The 19,156-nt window shown below is 68.2% G+C and carries 17 protein-coding genes and 1 pseudogene; 9 read left to right on the top strand and 9 right to left on the bottom strand.

What is annotated here, in order from left to right:
• Window positions 1-128: 128 nt before the first annotated feature.
• The 3 genes from thiC (at window position 129) to MC380_RS16875 (ending at window position 3,446) form a co-directional block, all read left to right on the top strand.
• A complete protein-coding gene (gene thiC, locus MC380_RS16885) occupies window positions 129-2,021 on the top strand; it encodes a phosphomethylpyrimidine synthase ThiC (protein WP_242166127.1) in 1,893 nt (630 codons plus the stop codon).
• A gap of 88 nt (window positions 2,022-2,109) precedes the next feature.
• On the top strand, window positions 2,110-2,709 hold the full coding sequence (locus MC380_RS16880; protein ID WP_242166118.1) for a DUF4136 domain-containing protein: 600 nt from the start codon (window positions 2,110-2,112) through the stop codon (window positions 2,707-2,709).
• 11 nt (window positions 2,710-2,720) lie between these two features.
• Window positions 2,721-3,446, top strand: coding sequence for an ion channel (locus MC380_RS16875; protein WP_242166117.1), 726 nt, complete (start codon window positions 2,721-2,723; stop codon window positions 3,444-3,446).
• A 63-nt stretch (window positions 3,447-3,509) separates the two neighbouring features.
• On the opposite strand, the gene ppa is transcribed toward MC380_RS16875, so the two are convergent.
• A complete protein-coding gene (gene ppa / locus MC380_RS16870; RefSeq protein ID WP_242101434.1) occupies window positions 3,510-4,058 on the bottom strand; it encodes an inorganic diphosphatase in 549 nt (182 codons plus the stop codon).
• A gap of 161 nt (window positions 4,059-4,219) precedes the next feature.
• On the opposite strand from ppa, the gene MC380_RS16865 reads away from it, so the two are divergent.
• Window positions 4,220-5,794, top strand: a complete 1,575-nt coding sequence (locus MC380_RS16865) for a M91 family zinc metallopeptidase (RefSeq protein ID WP_242166114.1) — start codon at window positions 4,220-4,222, stop codon at window positions 5,792-5,794.
• 148 nt (window positions 5,795-5,942) lie between these two features.
• Here the strand turns inward: MC380_RS16865 and MC380_RS16860 are convergent, their stop codons facing one another.
• Window positions 5,943-6,296: an OmpA family protein gene (locus MC380_RS16860; protein WP_277929315.1), complete on the bottom strand. Its 354-nt coding sequence runs from the start codon at window positions 6,294-6,296 to the stop codon at window positions 5,943-5,945.
• Between the two features lie 57 nt (window positions 6,297-6,353).
• Window positions 6,354-8,378: pseudogene (locus MC380_RS16855) on the bottom strand (sodium-translocating pyrophosphatase); the annotation flags it as partial.
• 176 nt (window positions 8,379-8,554) lie between these two features.
• On the opposite strand from MC380_RS16855, the gene MC380_RS16850 reads away from it, so the two are divergent.
• The 3 genes from MC380_RS16850 to MC380_RS16840 all read left to right on the top strand — a co-directional run bounded on the left by MC380_RS16850 (window position 8,555) and on the right by MC380_RS16840 (window position 13,775).
• The gene (locus MC380_RS16850) at window positions 8,555-10,396 is read left to right on the top strand and encodes a winged helix-turn-helix domain-containing protein (protein WP_242166112.1); all 1,842 of its coding nucleotides are present in this window, start codon (window positions 8,555-8,557) and stop codon (window positions 10,394-10,396) included.
• Between the two features lie 160 nt (window positions 10,397-10,556).
• On the top strand, window positions 10,557-12,986 hold the full coding sequence (locus MC380_RS16845; protein WP_242166109.1) for a VCBS repeat-containing protein: 2,430 nt from the start codon (window positions 10,557-10,559) through the stop codon (window positions 12,984-12,986).
• Between the two features lie 273 nt (window positions 12,987-13,259).
• On the top strand, window positions 13,260-13,775 hold the full coding sequence (locus MC380_RS16840) for a hypothetical protein (protein WP_242101430.1): 516 nt from the start codon (window positions 13,260-13,262) through the stop codon (window positions 13,773-13,775).
• A gap of 212 nt (window positions 13,776-13,987) precedes the next feature.
• On the opposite strand, the gene MC380_RS16835 is transcribed toward MC380_RS16840, so the two are convergent.
• On the bottom strand, window positions 13,988-14,650 hold the full coding sequence (locus MC380_RS16835) for a winged helix-turn-helix domain-containing protein (protein WP_242166107.1): 663 nt from the start codon (window positions 14,648-14,650) through the stop codon (window positions 13,988-13,990).
• 73 nt (window positions 14,651-14,723) lie between these two features.
• Between MC380_RS16835 and MC380_RS16830 the strand changes: the two genes are divergently transcribed.
• Together MC380_RS16830 and MC380_RS16825 are read left to right on the top strand one after the other, a co-directional pair.
• Window positions 14,724-15,206, top strand: a complete 483-nt coding sequence (locus tag MC380_RS16830; protein ID WP_242166105.1) for an OsmC family protein — start codon at window positions 14,724-14,726, stop codon at window positions 15,204-15,206.
• Window positions 15,203-15,604, top strand: coding sequence for a hypothetical protein (locus MC380_RS16825; protein WP_242166103.1), 402 nt, complete (start codon window positions 15,203-15,205; stop codon window positions 15,602-15,604). Before MC380_RS16830 ends, MC380_RS16825 begins: the two co-directional genes overlap by 4 nt.
• Before the next feature lie 478 nt (window positions 15,605-16,082).
• On the opposite strand, the gene MC380_RS16820 is transcribed toward MC380_RS16825, so the two are convergent.
• From MC380_RS16820 to MC380_RS16800, 5 genes are all read right to left on the bottom strand, one after another.
• The gene (locus tag MC380_RS16820; RefSeq protein WP_242166102.1) at window positions 16,083-16,547 is read right to left on the bottom strand and encodes a hypothetical protein; all 465 of its coding nucleotides are present in this window, start codon (window positions 16,545-16,547) and stop codon (window positions 16,083-16,085) included.
• A gap of 218 nt (window positions 16,548-16,765) precedes the next feature.
• Entirely contained in the window at window positions 16,766-17,476 is a 711-nt protein-coding gene (locus MC380_RS16815) for a cupin domain-containing protein (RefSeq protein ID WP_242166100.1), read from the bottom strand.
• Window positions 17,477-17,712: 236 nt separating this feature from the next.
• Window positions 17,713-18,054 (bottom strand): transcription initiation protein, encoded by a 342-nt coding sequence (locus MC380_RS16810; protein ID WP_242166098.1) that lies wholly within the window; start codon window positions 18,052-18,054, stop codon window positions 17,713-17,715.
• Between the two features lie 108 nt (window positions 18,055-18,162).
• Window positions 18,163-18,474 (bottom strand): DUF5076 domain-containing protein, encoded by a 312-nt coding sequence (locus MC380_RS16805; protein ID WP_242166096.1) that lies wholly within the window; start codon window positions 18,472-18,474, stop codon window positions 18,163-18,165.
• Between the two features lie 83 nt (window positions 18,475-18,557).
• Window positions 18,558-19,073 carry a hypothetical protein gene (locus MC380_RS16800; protein ID WP_242166094.1) on the bottom strand — a complete coding sequence of 172 codons (516 nt, stop codon included), beginning with the start codon at window positions 19,071-19,073 and terminating at the stop codon, window positions 18,558-18,560.
• Window positions 19,074-19,156 lie beyond the last annotated feature (83 nt).

The following is a 19,156-nucleotide window of genomic DNA, read 5'->3' as shown; positions in this document are numbered from 1 at the left end:
TGCGCGCCGCCGCTTCGTCGCGCCGCGAGGTCCTCAACTGCTACGGCGTCCAACGCGCCGCAGCGCGGGAGGAACTTCGCGGCCCAGGTCGTCATCGCGACCCCACGCAACGAAACCGGGCGACACAAATGAACGCAGTTCCCTCCGAACTCCTGCAGCAGACCGATCAGCTGTCCGAATCCGTTACCCGGCCGATCCCGGGATCGCGCAAGGTGTTCGTCGAAGGCTCGCCCCAGGCGCCGCATGGACAGCTCGTGCGCGTGGCCATGCGCGAGATTGCCCAGAGCCAGACTCCGACCCTGTTCGGCGGCGAGGACAACCCTCCCGTCACCGTCTACGACCCGTCCGGGCCCTATACCGATCCGCAGGCGCAGATCGACCTGGCCGCCGGCCTGGCACCGCTGCGCGCGGCCTGGATCGAAGCGCGCGGCGATACCGAAGTGCTGCCGCAGCTCAGCTCCGAGTTCGGGCGCGCGCGCGAGCGCGATCCGAAACTTGCCGCGGTCCGTTTTCCGGCGCGCATGCTGCCGCGCGTCGCGAAGTCCGGCGCGAACGTCACCCAGATGCACTACGCGCGCCGCGGCATCGTCACGCCGGAGATGGAATACGTCGCGATCCGCGAGAACCAGCGGATCGAAGCGGTCCGCGACGCGCGCCTGCTGTCGCAGCATCCGGGCGAAAGCTTCGGCGCCAGCATCCAGACGATCATCACCCCGGAATTCGTGCGCGACGAGATCGCGCGCGGCCGCGCGATCCTGCCCAACAACATCAACCATCCCGAAAGCGAGCCGATGATCATCGGCCGCAACTTCCTGACCAAGATCAACGCCAACATCGGCAACAGCGCGGTGTCCTCCGGCATCGCCGAGGAAGTGGAGAAGCTGGTCTGGGCGATCCGCTGGGGTGGCGACACGGTCATGGACCTGTCCACCGGCAAGCACATCCACGAAACCCGCGAGTGGATCGTGCGCAATTCGCCGGTACCGATCGGCACGGTGCCGATCTACCAGGCGCTGGAAAAGGTCGACGGTCGTGCCGAAGAACTCACCTGGGAGATCTTCCGCGACACCCTGATCGAACAGGCCGAGCAGGGCGTGGACTACTTCACCATCCACGCCGGCGTGCTGCTGCGCTACGTGCCGCTTACGGCCAAACGCGTCACCGGCATCGTCTCGCGCGGCGGTTCGATCATGGCCAAGTGGTGCCTGGCGCACCATCGCGAGAGCTTCCTCTATACGCATTTCGAGGACATCTGCGAAATCATGAAGGCCTACGACGTCGCATTCTCGCTGGGCGACGGCCTGCGACCGGGCTGCATCGCCGACGCCAACGACGCCGCGCAGTTCGGCGAACTGGAAACGCTGGGCGAACTCACCAGGGTCGCGTGGAAGCACGACGTGCAGACCATGATCGAAGGCCCCGGCCACGTGCCGATGCAGTTGATCAAGGAGAACATGGACAAGCAGCTGGCCGAGTGCGGCGAGGCGCCGTTCTACACGCTGGGCCCGCTGACCACCGACATCGCGCCGGGCTACGACCACATTACTTCCGCGATCGGTGCGGCGATGATCGGCTGGTACGGCACCGCGATGCTCTGCTACGTGACGCCGAAGGAGCACCTGGGCCTGCCCAACCGCGAGGACGTGCGCGACGGGATCATGGCCTACAAGATCGCCGCGCATGCAGCGGATCTCGCCAAGGGCCATCCGGGTGCGCAGGTGCGCGACAACGCGCTGTCCAAGGCGCGGTTCGAGTTCCGCTGGCAGGACCAGTTCCACCTCGGGCTGGATCCGGAAAAGGCCAAGGAATTCCACGACGAGACCCTGCCCAAGGACGCGCACAAGCTCGCGCACTTCTGCTCGATGTGCGGCCCGCATTTCTGCAGCATGAAGATCACCCAGGACGTGCGCGATTACGCAGCCGCGCAGGGGGTGGACGAGGCCGCTGCGCTGGAGGCCGGGATGGCGGCCAAGTCGGCCGAATTCCGGGCCCAGGGCGCCGAGGTCTACCGGGCCGAATGAAAGCTGAAGGCTTAATCCGGAATCACCTTGCGTGGATGTCCGCGGCGTAGACTCGCGCCGTAGGTCCGACCCTTTTCCGGAGCTGGTCATGAACGCCATGCGATTCGATTTCAGGCACGTCGCGGTGCTGCTGGTCGCGCTGCTGCTTGCCGCTTGCGCCACCGGCCCGCGGGTGCGCACCGATTACGATCCTTCCGCCGATTTCAGTCGCTACCGGACCTGGGGCTTCTACAAGCCGATCGCGATGGAGGAGTCCGGTTACTCCAGCTGGATCTCCGACCGGATCAAGGACGACGTGCGCCGCGAAATGGAGGCGCGCGGTTACCGCTACGTCGAGAGCGATCCGGACCTGCAGGTCAACTTCCAGGGCATCGTGCGCGAGAAGACCGACGTGTGGTCGGTTCCGCGCACGGACTACCAGTACTTCTACAGCTACCGTCGCCGCGCCTATTTCGCCATGCCGTTCTGGTACGACGACACCCAGGTCCACCAATACACCGAAGGCACGCTGACGGTCGACCTGGTGGACGCCGAGCGCAACCGGATGGTGTGGACCGGCGCCGCCATCGGCCGGGTGACCAAGCGCACGCCGCATGAGCGGCTGGCCGAGGTGGACAAGGCGATCGCCAGCATCTTCGCCCAGTACCCGTATCGCGCCGGGTCGACCGTGCCGGTTGCGACGGACTGACATTCGGCCGAATGGGTGAGTCGTCCGAAAGCGGCGTCGACGCCGGCGTCGCAGCTGCGGCGCAGCGTGCGCGGCGCTCGCGGCGCTGGAGCCTGCTGGCGCGCCGGCATCCGTCCGCATTCCTGCTGGCGGCGCAGCTGCTGAGCCTGCTGCTGTATCCGCTGATGGACCAGACCCAGAGCGGCCGCCTGCTGTTCGGTGCGGTGGCGCTGGTGGTGGTGCCGCTGGCGGTCTGGGTGGTGCGCAGCGGTCCGTTCGTCAGCCTGGTCGCCTGGCTGCTGGCGCTGCCGGCAATGGCTCTGACCGTGATCGGCGTGCTGTTCGAACACGAGGCCTTGCTGCCGTTGTCGGCGATGCTGGAAGCGGCGCTGTACTTCTACGCCGCCGCGAGCCTGATCTCGTACATGCTGCACGACCACGAGGTCACCAACGATGAGCTGTTCGCCGCGGGCGCGACCTTCACCCTGCTGGCCTGGGGGTTTGCCTACGCCTATTTCGTCTGCCAGGCCTGGTACCCGGGCAGCTTTACCGGCATCGAACCCGGGCGGCCGCGGCACTGGATGGAACTGCTGTTCTACAGCTTCACCAATCTGTCCGCGACCGGGCTGGGCGATGTGCTCCCGGTCAGCTCGCCCGCGCGGGTGCTGACCATGCTCGAGCAGTTCGCGGGCGTGGGTTACATCGCCACCGTGGTGTCGCGGCTGATCGGCCTGACGATCGTGCGCGCGCGGCGCTGATCGATCAGAGCGCGCCTGCCAGAACCGCGCCTGCTAGAACCGCGCCTGCTAGAACCGCGCCTGCTAGAACCGCGGCTTCTGGCTGCTGCCTTCGTAGCGTTCGATCGATTCGCGCAGGACCTGGCGCGCCTCGTCGCGTCCGCCCCATCCATCGAGCTTGACCCACTTGCCGGCTTCCAGATCCTTGTAGTGCTCGAAGAAGTAACCGATGCGGTCGAGCCAGTGCTTGGGCACGTCGTCGATATGCTGGATGTGGGCGTAGCCGGGGAACACCTTGTCGATCGGCACCGCCAAAATCTTCTCGTCGTTGCCGGCTTCGTCGATCATGCGCAGCACGCCCACCGGGCGGACCTGGATCACCGAGCCGGGGATCAGGCCCAAGGGCATCAGCACCAGCACGTCGGCCGGGTCGCCGTCGCCGCACAGCGTATGCGGCACGTAGCCGTAGTTGCACGGATAGCGCATCGGGGTGGACAGCACCCGATCCACGAAGATCGCGCCGCTGGCCTTGTCGACCTCGTACTTGACCGGCTCGGCGTCCTTGGGGATCTCGATGATGACGTTGACCTCTTCCGGCGGATTGTCGCCGGTGGGAACCAGATCCAGACCCATTAGCAGCCTCATTCGTGCGCGAAGGGGCGCATTCTACGCGTCCGTGCTGCGTCGCAACACACACCTAGGGAAAACCATACGCTAGGGTCGGCCCCAGCTTTTGCGGCTCCGTACGGCCCCGTATACCTGCGTCCGTACTCCAGGGAATGAGGCCGCAAGCGATGAGTTCCGATCCCAGTCTGTCCACCACCGCCTACGCCCCGCAGAACAGTTCCTATTGGGACGACCCGCGCGCGGACAGCGATGCACTGAACTCCCCGGCCGATCTGGACGCGAACGCCCTGCCGGAAGCGACCGAGAGCACCGGGATCGAGTTGATGAGCCTGCTGCCGGGCGCCGATCCCGCGATCCCCATCGACGGCAGCAGCAGCAATCCTTCGCAGCGGACCGAGGACAGCACGCCGGACGGCAAGCCGATCCAGGTCGATCCGTTGCACCAGGGCGACCAGGCGACGATCGCACGCGAACGGACCCTCGCCGATGGCGGCTTCGGCCAGACCTATGTCAGCAGCGACCAGCTGGTGTTCACCACCACCGGCAGCGGCAACGACCAGGTCCAGGTGAGCCAGCGCGACGACGGTACGGTGGTGGTCAGCGTCAACGGCGAGGAATTCGACGTGTCGCTGGCCGAGCGCCAGGAACTCACCCTGCGCGTGGGCGCCGGCGACGATCTGATCGAAGTCGCGCCGAACGTGCGCGTCAACATCGTGGTGGACGGCGGCGCGGGCGACGATGCCATCGCCACCGGCGCGGGCGACGACCGCATCGACGGCGGTGCCGGCAACGACGTGGTCACCTCCGGCGAAGGCCGCGATGACGTCTTCGGCAACACCGGCAACGACACGGTCGACGCCGGTGCGGGCGACGACGTGGTCCATGGCGGCGACGGCGAGGACGTGCTCACGGCCGGGGACGGCACCAACTTTATCGAAGCCGGCGCGGGCGACGACCAGGTCGACGGCAGCCAGGGCACGAACATGGTCTCGGCCGGCCTCGGCGACGACCGCGTCACCAGCGGCGGCGACAACAACATCTACCTGGGCAGCGGGACCGATTCGGTCGATGGCGCGACCTCAGGCGACCAGATCTACGCAGAAGAGATCGATGCGGTGCGCTTCGCCGCCGGTCAGCGCGACACCGGCCAGGTGGTGGTCAACGTCGAGATCGACCCCAGCCTGGGCACGCGCGGGGTGAAGGTCGAGGGATCCGAGTCCTTCCGCCAGCGGGTCGAAGCCGAACTCGAATTCCTGCGCAGCTCGCCCAACGGGCAGACGATGCTGGCCGAGTTCGATTCCGCCGCGGCCAGCGGCAATACCGTCACCATCCGCGAGCTGGCCAACGAGCAGAACGGCTACGCGCAGACCCTCGGGCGCGGCAATGCAGAGATCCGCAACGGCCGCGCCGGCGAGGGTTCGGACGTGATCATCAGTTACAACCCGTCGTTCCACATGGCCGAGTTCCCGGCCCCGGTGGTGGTGCTCTACCACGAGATGTCGCATGCCTATAACGGCGTGACCGGCACCTTCCAGCCGGGCACCTATCGCGGCACCGGGCCGGATTCGGGCAACGTGCCCAATGCCGAACGCCAGGCGGTGGGGCTGGAGACGAGCGCAGCGCCGTTCGATTTCGATGGGAATCCGTCCACGCCCGCCACGACCCACAACCCGATCGGACTCACCGAGAACGGCATCCGTCGCGAGTTGGGCCTGCCGGACCGTCCCAACTACACGCTCTAGGGCTCAGGTTTCCGACGCTCTAGGGCTCAGGTTTCCGCACAAGGAAAGGGGCGGGGCGGCGCGCATCGGAAGCGCGCCGCTTTTTGTTTTCCGCAAACAAAAACGGCGGCCAAGGGCCGCCGTTTTCTTGTTCGGCAGGTCGCTGGCGTTACTCGACCGTGACCTCGACCCGCCGTGCTTCCTGGGCCGGGCCGTCGCCCGTGGTCGCCATCGGCTTGTCCAGCACGATGCGCTCGGCCGGCACGCCCTGGGCTTCGAGCCAGTGCTGCACGCCCTCGGCCCGCTCTCTGGCCAGCGCCTCATTGGTGGCGGCGTCGCCGGCTGCGTCGTGGAAGCCGGAGATGCGCGCGACCGCACGCGAATTCTGGCGCAACGCATCCAGAACCCCGCCCAGCTGCGCATCGGCGTCCGCCGGCGGCATTGCCGAACCGACCTCGTAGTACAGCGTGGCGGCGGCAGCGCGGCCCGCGGCTGCATCCGCTCCATCACGGGTGGCACTCATGGCCGTGCCATCGCCTGCGACGTGGGCATCGGCACTGCCACCCGCGCTCCCCACCGGCAACAGCGGCACCATCAGCAGCGCCACGATGTTGATGATCTTGATCAGCGGGTTGATCGCGGGGCCGGCGGTGTCCTTGTAGGGATCGCCGACAGTGTCGCCGGTGACCGCGGCCTTGTGCGCCTCGGAGCCCTTGCCGCCGAAGTTGCCGTCCTCGATGTACTTCTTGGCGTTGTCCCAGGCGCCGCCGCCGGTGGTCATCGAGATCGCGACGAAGATGCCGGTGACGATGGTGCCGATCAGCAGGCCGCCCAGCGCCTTGGGCCCCAGCAGCATGCCGATCACGATCGGCACGGCCACGGGCAGCAGCGACGGTACGATCATTTCCTTGATCGCCGACTTGGTCAGCATGTCGACCGCCTTGTCGTACTGCGGCTTGCCCGTGCCTTCCATGATCCCGGGGATATCGCGGAACTGGCGGCGCACTTCCTCCACCACGCTGCCGGCCGCGCGGCCCACGGCTTCCATCGCCATCGCGCCGAACAGGTACGGGATCAGGCCGCCGATCAGCAGGCCGATGATCACGGTGTGGTCGGACAGGTCGAATGCGAACACCGTGCCCGGGTGCGCCGCCTGCAGGTTGTGGGTGTAATCGGCGAACAGCACCAGCGCGGCCAGCGCGGCCGAACCGATCGCGTAACCCTTGGTCACCGCCTTGGTGGTGTTGCCCACCGCATCCAGCGGGTCGGTGACTGCGCGCACCTCAGGCGGCATTTCCGCCATCTCGGCGATGCCGCCGGCGTTGTCGGTGATCGGGCCGTAGGCATCCAGCGCCACGATCATGCCGGCCATCGACAGCATCGCGGTCGCGGCGACGGCAATGCCATACAGTCCGGCGAACGAGAAGCACGCCCAGATCGCGAAGCACACCGCGATCACCGGCAGTGCGGTCGACTTCATCGACACGCCCAGGCCGGCGATGATGTTGGTGCCGTGGCCCGTGGTGGAGGCCTGGGCCACGTGCTGCACCGGCTTGTACTGGGTGCCGGTGTAGTACTCGGTGATCCAGACGATGGCGCCGGTCAGCAGCAGGCCGATCAGCGCGCACAGGAACAGGTTGGTCGTGCCGTAGGCGGAATCGCCCATCATCGAGCCGGTCACGAACCAGAAGAACACCGCCGCGATCGCGCCCGACACGATCACGCCCTTGTACAGCGCGCCCATGATCGAACCGCCCTCGGCGACCTTGACGAAGTAGGTACCGATGATCGAAGCGATGATCGACACCCCGCCCAGCACCAGCGGGTACAGGATCGCGTTGCGGCCGGCCTCGGCCATCATCAGCCCGCCCAGCAGCATGGTGGCGATCACGGTGACCGCGTAGGTCTCGAACAGGTCGGCGGCCATGCCGGCGCAGTCGCCGACGTTGTCGCCCACGTTGTCGGCGATCACCGCCGGGTTGCGCGGGTCGTCCTCGGGAATGCCGGCTTCGACCTTGCCCACCAGGTCGGCGCCGACGTCCGCGCCCTTGGTGAAGATGCCGCCGCCCAGACGCGCGAAGATCGAGATCAGCGACGAGCCGAACGCCAGGCCGACCAGCGCATGCAGCGCGTCCGCGCTGGCCATGCCCATCTTCTCCAGCACCAGCCAGTAGCCAGCGACGCCCAGCAGGCCCAGCCCCACGACCAGCATGCCGGTGATGGCGCCGCCCTTGAACGCGACATCCATGGCCGGGCCGATGCCGCTGCGCGCGGCCTCGGCCGTGCGCACGTTGGCGCGGACCGACACGTTCATGCCGATATAGCCGGCCGCGCCCGAGAGCACCGCGCCGAGCAGGAAGCCGATCGCAGTCGGCCACTTGAGGAACAGGCCGATCAGCACGAACAGCACCGCGCCGGCGATGGCGATGGTGGTGTACTGGCGGTTGAGGTAGGCGCGTGCGCCTTCTTGGATCGCGCCGGCGATTTCCTGCATGCGCGCGTTGCCCGCGGGCTGCTTGTTGATCCAGCCGGCGTAATACATGCCGTACCCGATCGCGATGACGGCGCAGACCAGCGCCAGGACCAAACCGTACTGCTCCAGCATGTGACCCCTCCCAGAGTGATGCCAAAGGCGGCAAACCCCCGGACTATTGCACAGGCCCCTGTCGCCGCCAACCACGCCCGTGCTCGCGGGTGGCAACGCTACCCCGGCCGCGGTTGACTGCGCCGGCAGGCGCGCCCATCATCGATGGCCTCAGGACCCGGCGTGCCTTTGTTCCCGTGGCCAACGTCTATCGCTTTTCCGGCTTCGAACTCGACTGTGGGACGCGCGAGTTGCGGCGGAACGGCAAGTCCGTCGCGATGCCGGCGCGATGCTTCGAATGCCTCCAGCATCTGATCGAGCAGCGCGAGCGCGCGGTCAGTCGCGATGAGCTGGCGCAGGCTGTGTTCGGCCGCCACAACGTCTCGGACGCCCAGCTGGGTCAGGTGGTCCTGCGCGCGCGGCGCGTGGTGGGCGACGATGGCCGCCATCAGCGCTTGATCCGCACCGTGCCGCGATACGGCTTCCACTGGGTGGGGGAAACCCGCGAATCCGATGCGCCGCCGGAGACGGTGCAGGTGCTGTCGTTCGGGCCGGCCGCATCCAGCGCGCTGCCGCTGCAGCCGCAGCGCTGGCAACGGCAAGGGCTGGCGGCGGCGTTGATGCTGGTCGCCACGGCTGCCTGGGGTCTGCTGGGCGGGCCCGTGTCCATGCCGGTGCGCGAGGACCCCGAGCAGGTGCTGTTGCAGACGCAGCAGGATTTCCTGGCCGGGCGTCACCAGCGTGGCCTGGTGGCGTTGGACCATCTGCTCGAGTCACAAGGCGGTCGCGGCGACCCGCATCTGCGCGCCCGCGCGCTGGTGCAGCGCGCGCGCTTCGAGATCCGGCTGGGCCGCCACGCCGATGCCGAACAGGACTTCAGCGCAGCCATCGGCCTGATCGACATGCGGGCCGAGCCAGCCTTGCTTGGTCGGGCCCGCAACGGTCGCGGCGTGGCGCGGATCGCGTTGGGCAAGTTCGACGCGGCGCAGGAAGACCTGCAGCGGGCGCGCACGCTCCTGGCCCGCAGCGGCGACCTGCGTTCGCTGGGGTGGGTCAACGCCAACCTTGGTGTCCTGGAGCAACGCAGTAGCGGGGCAGGTGGCGCTCCGGGGCATGACCCGAGTTCGGAGTTGAACACATTCGTCGACGGCGATACCGGCGATCCCGGGGCGCTCGATCCGCTCGCAGGCACCGATGCAGGGCAGGCGGCCACCCACGCCGAACTGGCTTCGCTGCACCGGCAACTGCTGGAATGGCCACAGGCCCGACGCCACGCCACCAGCGCATGGGCGCTGCGCGAGGGGGTCCCGGGCGCCGCCGACCGGTCTGCATTGGCGGTGGGCCTGGCAGAGACCCTGCTCGGCAGCGGCCGGTTGCACGAAGCCCGCACCCTGCTCGCCGCGCGCGGTGATGGCCAGAGGGCCGGAGGCGGCGATCGCCGCGCCGGCCTGCTGCGCACGGAACTGGCCTGGCGGAGCGGCGATCTCGGCGCTGCGCTCAAGCTCGCCGACCGGGCATTGGCCGATGGGCGGGTGGACGCCGATCCGGCCTTGCTCCGCCGGCTGCAGCGGCAGCGGCTGCAGCTGGGATTGGCGGCGGGCGCGCCGGTCCCGGACGCGATCGTCGCGATGGTCGCCGCAGACGACACGATGGACGCCTGGCTGATCCGGGCGCTGGCGGCCCAAGCCTATGGGAGGCAACCGGAAGCCGGGCTCGCCTACCGCCGGGCGCTGGCGCGCGCCGAAGCCGCGGGCACTCCGGCCCGGATCGTGGACGTGGCCACCACGTATCTGCCCTGGCTGATCGAGCGGGGCGCATTCGCCGAGGCATCGGCGCTGGCCGAGCGGATTGGCCCCTGGGCCGGGCAGGACTACGACGCGGCCATGCTGCAGGTGCGCCTGTCGCAGGCCCTCGGCGATCACCGGGGATGGCGGGACGCAGCCGCGAATGCCCGCAGGCTCGCCGGCGAACGTCCGTTGCCAGCCATGCCCGAAGCGCCGCGCACAAGCGCGCCGGACGGGCTCCTGGCCGTTCGCTGAGCGCCGACGAAGTGGTCCAGGGTGCCGCCCGGGGCCCGCCGATCCGCTGATTCGCGAGCCGATCAGTGCACCTGTAGCGCGTTCGTCATCATTTTGGAGTGGATTCCCGAGCCGTTCGCCGCAGCCTCGTCCGCTGCCCAACGAAAGAGGCGAATCCCCCATGATTCATCCGGTCAGACTGGCCACCACCGTGGCCGCCCTGTGTGCCATGGCCATGGCGTCCGCGGCGCCGGCGAATGCGCCAGTGAAGAGCACCGCGCAGCCCTCGGCTTCACCCGGCGCGAGCGCGGTCCGAACGGCCGCCAGCAAGCCCCCGAGGCCCGGCAACGGGTGGCTGCTGCCCACCGCGCAACGCCAGCTGCTGATCGAGGGCGATCTGTCGCGGTCGCTGGCACTGGCCGACCTGACCGGCGACCGCACGGCGGACATCGTCACCGGGAACGAACTGAGCCTGACGGTCGGCGTGGTGCTCAGCGACCGCAAGGGCCGGGTGTCCGACGCCGTCTACTATCCGATTGCCAGCGCCGGCGAGGCCAGCCTGTACCGGGTCGAGGTGGCGGTGGGCCACCTGGTCGGCAAGCGGTACCCGGATATCGTCGCGGCCGGCTTCAGCCGCGACACGCTCGAAGTGTTCGTCGGCCAGGGCGCAGGGCGCTTCGCCGAACCGATCCGGGTCAAGCTGGGTACCGGCGACGAGCCGTCATCGGTGGCCGTGGGCGACCTGAACCGGGATGGGCGCCAGGACATCGTCACCGGCGACGGCATGGACCAGGCGGTCTCGGTCCTGTTCGGCGACGGCAAGGGCGGATTCTCGGAGCCGGCGCGGTTTCCCACCGCCGCCTTCGCCGGCGGGGTAGTGGTCGCCGACGCGACCGGCGATGGCTACCCGGACATCCTCAGCGCCGGGCTCGATGCCGGCGTGTCGCTGCTGGCGGGCAATGGCAGGGGCAAGTTCCATGCGCCGGTGCTGCTGTCGGCAGGGCCCGAAGTCAGCGTCCTGCGGCTGGCCGTCGCCGAGGTCACCGGCGATCGCCGCGTGGATATCGTCACCGCGAACCAGACCGGCGGCGATGCCGGCTACGACACCCCCGGTTCGGTTTCGGTACTGGCCGGGAAGCGCGCCGGTGGCTTCGGTGCCGCGCAACTGCTGTCCTTGGGGAAGCAGACCCTCGGCCGCGCGGAATCGGTGGCGGTGGGCGACGTCACCGGCGATGGCCATGCGGACATCGTGGCCGGGCGGCCCGTCGACCGGATCCTGACGTTGCTGGCCAGCGACGGCGCAGGCGGGTTCGCAGGCCCGGTCGACATCCCCGGCGCGGGCGGGGCCCCCGATCCGGTAGCCATCGCCGATGTCACCGGCGACCGGCGGCCGGACATCGTCACCAACGTCGCGGTCGGCACCCACGAGATGGTGGCGATCCTGCCCACCGACCGAGCCGGTCATGTCGGCCGATGGGGAAATTTCGATACCAGGCTGCAGCTCAACGCCGAGTCGCTGGTGGGCGGCGACTTCAACGGCGATGGCCGACCGGACGTGGCCACCGCCGGCACCGCAGTGGACGGCAGGGTCAAAGTGGCCGTGCAGCTGGGCGATGGCTCGGGCGGGCTGGCCGCGCCGCGGCATTTCGATCTCGATGCGGACTCCGCCGCCGGGATCGCCGGCGGCGATGCCAACGCGGACGGCGCGATGGATCTGTTCGTCGTCCACGGCGGCCCCAACGCGGTGTCGGTCCTGCTGGGCGATGGAGAAGGTGGGTTCTCCGATCCGCATCGCTACGAGATAGCGCTCCAATCCCAGGGCGCGCGCGCGGTGACGGTGGCCGATCTCACTGGCGATGGCCATCTGGATATCGCCACGGCCAACGTGCCCTATTTCTGCCTGCCCGGAGATCCCGACTGCACGCCCCCCGACCTGGGCAGCATTTCGATCCTGCCCGGCGATGGCCGCGGCGGCTTCGGTGGCCAGATCCAGATCGAAGGGGTCGCAAGGGATCCGAGTTCGATCGCGGCGGCCGATGCCACCGGCGACGGCATCGCGGATCTCATCGTTCCCCACTTCGATTTCGGCGATCCGGGCCTGCGGCTGCTGGCCGGCGACGGTGCCGGCGGCTTCGGCGCCCCAGTCCACCTGACCACCGATTTCGGGCCGGTGGCCGTGGCCGCGGTCGACGTGACCGGCGACAAGCACCCGGACCTGGTCAGCCTCAACCACACCGCGCAAACCGTTTCGCTGCTGACCGGCAACGCCAAGGGCGGCTTTGACGCAGCCGTGCACTTCCCGCTCTACCTGGATCAGGACGTGGCCAGCTGCGAGCCGGCGTGCGCGTGGCTGTGGCCGTGGGCATGGTCCCTGGTCGTTGGCGACATCAATGGCGACGGTGCGCCCGACATCGCCACTGCCAACACCAACAACGGCACGGTCACGGTGCTGCGCAACGACGGCAGTGGCGCATTTTCGGCCATCGAACGCGTCCACACCGGCGGCGCGCCGCGCGCCATCACCCTTGCGGACCTGACCGGCGACGGCAAGGTCGACGTGGTCACCGCCAATACCGAAGGCGCCGTCTCGATCCACGCCAACGCGCGCTAGCACCTGGGGCAAGGGCGCAGCGTGCTGCGCCCCGTGCCCGCGCAGATCCCGAGCGTGCCCGGATCCGACCTCCCCCGGACCCCTCGTCCCGGGCACGCTCGGGCCCGCCTGTGCCCGCAGCGCCTCTCCCTTCCCACTTGCGCGGAGGGCCAGGCCCTGCAGGCGACAGGAAGCGAGTTCCCGGCGCGGGCCGGTCCAGCCGGAAGCCCCGTCGAAGGGGTGTTCAGCCGCCCCGTGCCAGCCTGCGGCCCTGTTTTTCGAAGGACCTGACGGATGCGCGCCACCCCCCTGATCGCAATCCTCACCCTGGCCATCGCCCACCCGCTATTGGCGGCCGAACCCGCCCCCGAGATCAAGCGCGAGGCCGGCACCCCGCAGGCGGTCAACGCCCTGCACACGCTGCGCCAGATCCCCGAAGCCTGTGCGCGGATGGAAGGCATGTTCACCGGCAACGCGGCGGAGCCCTACAAGTTCGCGCTGGTCCGCACCAGCCCGAACTGCCAGCCGCGCGCGCGCTTCGTGGAGTTCGCCAAGGCCAAACCCAGCGAGGCCGGCGGATGGAAGTTCAACGACCTGATCCAGGTCCCTAGCGCCGCCTGTCCGTCGCAGAAAGCGGTGGTCCGGGTCTGGCGCAAGCCGGCTGACGCTACCCCGCCCGAGCTCGACGCGCAGGGCCGCTCGCGCCTGTATCTAAAAGAGATGCAGGCGGCGGCGAAGCAGGGCGGCTATCAGCCGATCCCGATGTTCGCGGCCGAGATGAAGCTGGAAGGCCAGGCCTGCGGCGGTTGACGGTAGGGCTGGCTCAAGCCCGCCTTTCGGATTCTTGCTACCCGCAGGCGGGCTTGAGCCCGCCCTACGTGTCTGAAAAATGCTCCTCTCCCGCTTGCGGGAGAGGGCTGGGCTGAGGGGCGCCGCAGGCGCCCTTCGCTTTTTCAGCCGTACGCAAGGCGCCCCATCCCAACCTTCCCCCGCCACGCGGGGAAAGGGGTTCAGCAGAAGCCTCACGCCAACGATTCGACGAACCGCAGCCCCGTACGGTCCAGCCGTAGCGCACGACTGCCGGGAATGCGGCGCGCATGGCCGCGTCGGAGCAGGTCCTGCAGCAAGGCCGCACCCAGCGCACCGGCGAGATGATCGCGGCGTTCGCTCCAGTCCAGGCAGGGCCGGCACAGTGGGCGACGCGATGACTGCAGCGCGTCCAGGTCCAGGCCGCGGCGCCGGCACCAGGCTTCACCGGCATCCGTCAATGCCCCACCATCGGCTTGCAACAGTCCATGCGCGCGCAGCGCATCATGCAGGCGCACGCCCGCTTCGCCGGCGAGGTGGTCGTAACACACGCGCGCCGCACGCAGCGCCGGATCGGCCGGACCGAAGCTGCGCCGCGGCGCGGCCGAAGCCGCGCCTATCAACGCCTCCAGCGCCGCTGCGATGTCCGCATCGGCGAGCCTGAAATAGCGATGCCGGCCCTGCGCGCGCACTTCCAGCACGCCACCGGCAGTCAGCCGCGCCAGGTGCGTGCTCGCGGTGGAGGCCGACACGCCGCTTTCCGCGGCCAGCTCGGTGGCGGTCAGCGCCTGGCCCGACATCAGGCTGGCCAGCATGCGGCTACGGGTGGGGTCGCCGATCAGGGCGGCGAGCGCGGCGAGCTGGCCAGCATCGGACATGCTTCGATGCTAGTCGAAGCATCCGTACGCCGCCATGCGGATAGTGCGCCCAGGCCAGCACGGTGACTTCCGCATGACACAGCAACACCAGTACCGCGCGCACGTCGCGTGGGAAGGCAACCTCGGCACCGGCACCGCGCGCTACGCCGGCTACAGCCGCGATTACCGCATGCACGTGGAAGGCAAGCCCGACCTGGCGGGCAGCTCCGACCCGGCCTTCCGCGGCGATCCTGCGCGACACAATCCGGAAGACCTGCTGCTTGGCGCGATTTCGGCCTGCCACATGCTGTTCTACCTGTCGCTGTGCGCGCAGGCCGGCGTGGTGGTGGAGGCTTACGAGGATGCCGCCGAGGCGGTGATGCGGACGGAACCCGGCGGCGGCGGGCGCTTCGAATCGGTCACGCTGCACCCGCGCGTGCGCATCGCCGCCGGCAGCGATGCGGCGCTGGCGGCGCAACTGCACGCGCGCGCGCATGCGCTGTGCTTCATCGCCAATTCCTGCAGCGTGCCGATCGCGCACCAGCCGGAGATCGCGACCGGCGGCGACGGGCGATGAAGGACGTGACGGTGATGCTCGACGACGTGCCCGGCAGCCTCGCGCGCATGGGCGCCGCACTCGGGGCAGCCGGCGTGAGCATCGAGGGCGGCGGCGCCTGGGTGGTGGATGGCCGCGGCGTCGGCCACTTCCTGTTCGAGGACGGCGAGGCGGCGCGCAGCGCGCTCGAAGCCGTGGGTATCGAAGTCGCCGCGGTGCGCGAGGTGGTGCTGCAGCGCCTGGACCAGGCCACCCCGGGCCAGCTGGGCGCGCTCACCGCGCGCATGGCTGCCGCCGGCGTGAACATCGAGGTGCTCTACAGCGACCACGACCACCGGCTGGTCTTGGTGGTGGACGACCCGGCGCATGCGCGGGAAGTCGCCGCGGGCTGGATGGCGGAGCGGGAGCGGGCGGCGTAGAACCCCTCGCGCGCCGGGCAAGAAGCCGGCGTTCCGGGCAAATAGGCCCGCGCTCCGAGCAAAAAGGCCGACGCTCCGAGCAAAAAGGCCCGCGCTCCGAGCAAATAAGCCGGCGCTCCGACTAAATAAGCCGACGCGCCGAGCAAAAAGGCCGGCGCTCCGCCCAAAAAGCTCGGTGCTCCGAGCTAAAAGGCCCGCGCGCCGAGCAAATAAGCCGGCGCTCCAACCAAATAAGCCGGCGCTCCAACCAAATAAGCCGGCGCTCCGAGCAAAAAGGCCGACGCTCCGGTCAAAAAGACCGGCGCTCCGAGCTAAAAGGCCGGCGTTCCAACGCAATCAGGTGGGATGCCGAACCGCCCACCCGCCGCCGGGCAAACCCTGACGCCCGTACCGTCATGCCCGCGCAGGCGGGCACCCATGGACGTTGCGCCCGGACGCCTTTCGGCCCCCGTTGTCCCGGTACCCCGGATGCCGCCGTCTACGCCGCCCGCATCCGCCGCGCCGCCAGCACGATCGGCAGCGCGAACAGGAACATGTGCGAGAGCAGGTCCAGCAGCAGCGGCCACGATGGCGCGAGCCCGGACGGGAAGGGGAAGGCCGACAGCGGCAGCACCACCAGCCGCATCGCCAGCAGCACCAGCACGCCGTAAACGATCGCCGACACCAGCGGCCGCCGCAGCAGTGCCGGCATCGCCCGCGCCGCCAGCACGAACAGCGCCGCCCAGCCGAACGACAGCAGGAAATGCAGCGCCAGCCCGAGAGCGGCCGTGCGCATCCCGCCTTCGAACGCCGCCTGCCCCAGCGCGCCGCTGGCCACGATCTGCAGCAGATGCACCGCGGTATCGCCGCGCGCGATGGCCATGCCGATGGCGAACACGATGTCGCCCAGCCCGCCGATGGCGCCGCCGATCAGGATGGCTTGCAGCGTGCCGAGTCGTTTCATCCGTCCGATCCCATCCCGGAGTTGGTTCCCTGCAGCCATCATAGGGTGGGCCTTGGCCCACCGCATGCCAGCATTGCTTTCGTACGGTGGGCTGAAGCCCACCTATGGTTCTCGCCCGGCTTGCATGGATTGCGGAGGCCGAAGACGGTGCGATTGATCGGCGGGTCAAGACCCGCCCTACGTCGCGCTGTTCCAGGCGGGTCTACCGCTTATGCGGGTTACCGACGACATGCCCCGGATGGTTTCCAGGAGGAGGGGATCCCTCTGTGCTGGGTCGAATCATGGATGACGAGAGCGAACGCCCGCCGCAGCTCCGTACCGGTCACGTTCAATTCCATCGGAACATTGGGTGGTGCCGTCATGGTGGCCCCGGCCGAAGCCCTGTTCGCGCCCGTCGGCGTCTCCAGGCACTGCTCACCCGCGAGCACATACCAGCCTTCGGGTCCCGGGTGTGTATGCACCCTGGAACTGTCGCCGGGCCGCATGACGGCGTAAGAGAGCACCGCAGCGTAGTTCTTTGCGGAGGGAAGCTGCAGCGGGCCGACGACGGCGATGGCTTCACCTCCCTGCGGAGCGGCGTCCTGGGGACCGAATTCGGAGAGCCATGCGCGCCCGTCTTCCTCCACCACGATTCCGGTCGCACTCTTCGCCGCCTCTGCAGCCTTTCTGGTCGCAAACGTGTGCAGATGCCAGTAAACGCTGGGCTGACTGAATTCCAGACCCGTGACTGTGGCAACGTTGAAGCAGCCGAACTCGGGTCGCTTCTCGCCTGCAGGCACGTCCACACAGGCCACTTCGGTCAGTAGTTGCTCGTGGGTAGGTGTGCTGGACACCTGATGTGTTGTGCAACCGGCCAGCGCCAGCAGCATCGCAGCGGAGCTGAGCCGGATGGAAAAACCACCCTGGTCGACAGGTGACACGATGGGCATGGCGCTCTCCAGTGATGTATCAACCGCATCAAATCTGCGAAGACGCCTGGCGCCAGAAGGAAGCCGAGCGGCGGAGCGGCCTCTGCTCGAACGAACTGTCAGGTGACTCGGTGTTGGAGAAGGGCCAGGACTGACGACGCACCCGGCTGCCATGACGGGAGACTACGCCCTTCCAGTCGACAGGACGCGCCCTGGCGCAGGTCGGGATGATGCGGTGCGCCGGGCGCACCCGGCTCTCAGGACTGCGGGTCGAACTGAAACACGCGCAGCTCCTGGTCGCAACGGCAGGCCTTCGCGATGCGCGCGGCCCACGCCACGGCCTCCTCGCGCGAGGGCAGTTCGAGCACCGTGAAGCCACCATCCAGCGTAGGCGCCCACGGGTAGCCGCCCTCGGCCACGGCGCCATCGGCCGAGACGAGTACGGGCGGCACGTCTTCGTCGATGCCGCCGCCGAACACGTAGACGCCGGCGGCCTTCGCTTCGTCGATCACGGCGTGCGCATCGCGGCCCACCGCTTCCCATTCGCCGTTGGGCACCACCATCGCCGCGCTGGGGAAGGAGATCAGGTACTTGGCCATGGTGGTCCTTCTCTATAGATTGATTACTTCCGCGCGTCTGTGCGGCCTGACGCCTGTGCTCTCGTAGAGCCGCCCTACGAGTTCTTTGACTTGAATGGGTTGTCAGGCCTACGTGTGGCCATGGTGGAACGCCCCTTCTACATCCGAGGTCGGGTCACCCAGTTCCCGGTCGAATGCTTGGCGTATGTCCGCAAGTGTGTCACTTGGATCGAGGCCGTATTGCTCTTGCAGTGCGTTGACGATATGGCGGGCGACGTCCGAAAGGAGAATGCCCCAGGCGGTTGGCTCGTCGCGGCCGCTGTCGTGCCACATGCCGATATTCATCGTGCAGTGCAGACCTCTCTCCGCCGCCCATGCGCTGAGGAGCTGGACGGCCTTCTCGTCTCGTTGGGCTGCGGGTGGAACGACAAGAGTCTTCATTGATAGATCTCATAGGGCGGGCTCGAGCCCGCCGTTCGGATGGCTGTTTCCCCGCAGGCGGGCTTGAGCCCGTCCTACGGGGTCTACGAATTCTTCGGCGGTGAGCAGTGGTTGGAGCGGGCAACAACGCGTCCAATCAAGGAATAGCACTCGAAGTAGGGAGCGTTGTCGCGGAAACCGGTAAAGACAAGAAAAGACGTCATGCCTTGCCCGAGTGGCGTGACTTGGCTTGGTGAGCCTGGAAGCTTGCCAAGCATGGTGGCGTAAATGCGCTCGTCCGGCTCTTTGGTGATGACATAGATATATCCGTCATTGATCTGCAAATGTGCCAGGCCCGTAAACGCAAAGATGCCTGCGGAGTTCTCAACAATCCCGTGAACGTTCTCATCCAGAATGGAAGTGCGGTTCCCGGCCTCGTCTTCGAACAGGAGGCTGCCACCCCACTCGCCTCGGTCAATGCCAAGCAATCTGCCGCCATATGCAGGCAGGGCATGGTCAATGACCAGCGTTTGCTCCTTGGGGGTGACAGATCCCGCCATCTCCGGCTCATTCGAGCAGCCGCAGAATGCAAGACCAACTATCAAGCCGATTCGGTGCACTCTAGTTCTCGTAGGGCGGGCTCAAGCCCGCCTTTCGGATTCCTGTTTCACCCGCGGGCGGGCGTGAGCCCGCCCAACGAGTT

The sequence above is a fragment of the Lysobacter sp. M15 genome, from assembly GCF_022662515.1.
Classification (GTDB): domain Bacteria; phylum Pseudomonadota; class Gammaproteobacteria; order Xanthomonadales; family Xanthomonadaceae; genus JAKPBU01.
This window is presented reverse-complemented; position numbering and strand designations above follow the sequence as displayed.

Coding starts and splice junctions, on each gene's coding strand:
- thiC (WP_242166127.1), top strand. CDS start 129: ATGAACGCAGTTCCCTCCGAACTCCTGCAGCAGACCGATCAGCTGTCC.
- MC380_RS16880 (WP_242166118.1), top strand. CDS start 2,110: ATGAACGCCATGCGATTCGATTTCAGGCACGTCGCGGTGCTGCTGGTC.
- MC380_RS16875 (WP_242166117.1), top strand. CDS start 2,721: ATGGGTGAGTCGTCCGAAAGCGGCGTCGACGCCGGCGTCGCAGCTGCG.
- ppa (WP_242101434.1), bottom strand. CDS start 4,058: ATGGGTCTGGATCTGGTTCCCACCGGCGACAATCCGCCGGAAGAGGTC.
- MC380_RS16865 (WP_242166114.1), top strand. CDS start 4,220: ATGAGTTCCGATCCCAGTCTGTCCACCACCGCCTACGCCCCGCAGAAC.
- MC380_RS16860 (WP_277929315.1), bottom strand. CDS start 6,296: ATGAGTGCCACCCGTGATGGAGCGGATGCAGCCGCGGGCCGCGCTGCC.
- MC380_RS16845 (WP_242166109.1), top strand. CDS start 10,557: ATGATTCATCCGGTCAGACTGGCCACCACCGTGGCCGCCCTGTGTGCC.
- MC380_RS16840 (WP_242101430.1), top strand. CDS start 13,260: ATGCGCGCCACCCCCCTGATCGCAATCCTCACCCTGGCCATCGCCCAC.
- MC380_RS16835 (WP_242166107.1), bottom strand. CDS start 14,650: ATGTCCGATGCTGGCCAGCTCGCCGCGCTCGCCGCCCTGATCGGCGAC.
- MC380_RS16830 (WP_242166105.1), top strand. CDS start 14,724: ATGACACAGCAACACCAGTACCGCGCGCACGTCGCGTGGGAAGGCAAC.
- MC380_RS16825 (WP_242166103.1), top strand. CDS start 15,203: ATGAAGGACGTGACGGTGATGCTCGACGACGTGCCCGGCAGCCTCGCG.
- MC380_RS16820 (WP_242166102.1), bottom strand. CDS start 16,547: ATGAAACGACTCGGCACGCTGCAAGCCATCCTGATCGGCGGCGCCATC.
- MC380_RS16815 (WP_242166100.1), bottom strand. CDS start 17,476: ATGCCCATCGTGTCACCTGTCGACCAGGGTGGTTTTTCCATCCGGCTC.
- MC380_RS16810 (WP_242166098.1), bottom strand. CDS start 18,054: ATGGCCAAGTACCTGATCTCCTTCCCCAGCGCGGCGATGGTGGTGCCC.
- MC380_RS16805 (WP_242166096.1), bottom strand. CDS start 18,474: ATGAAGACTCTTGTCGTTCCACCCGCAGCCCAACGAGACGAGAAGGCC.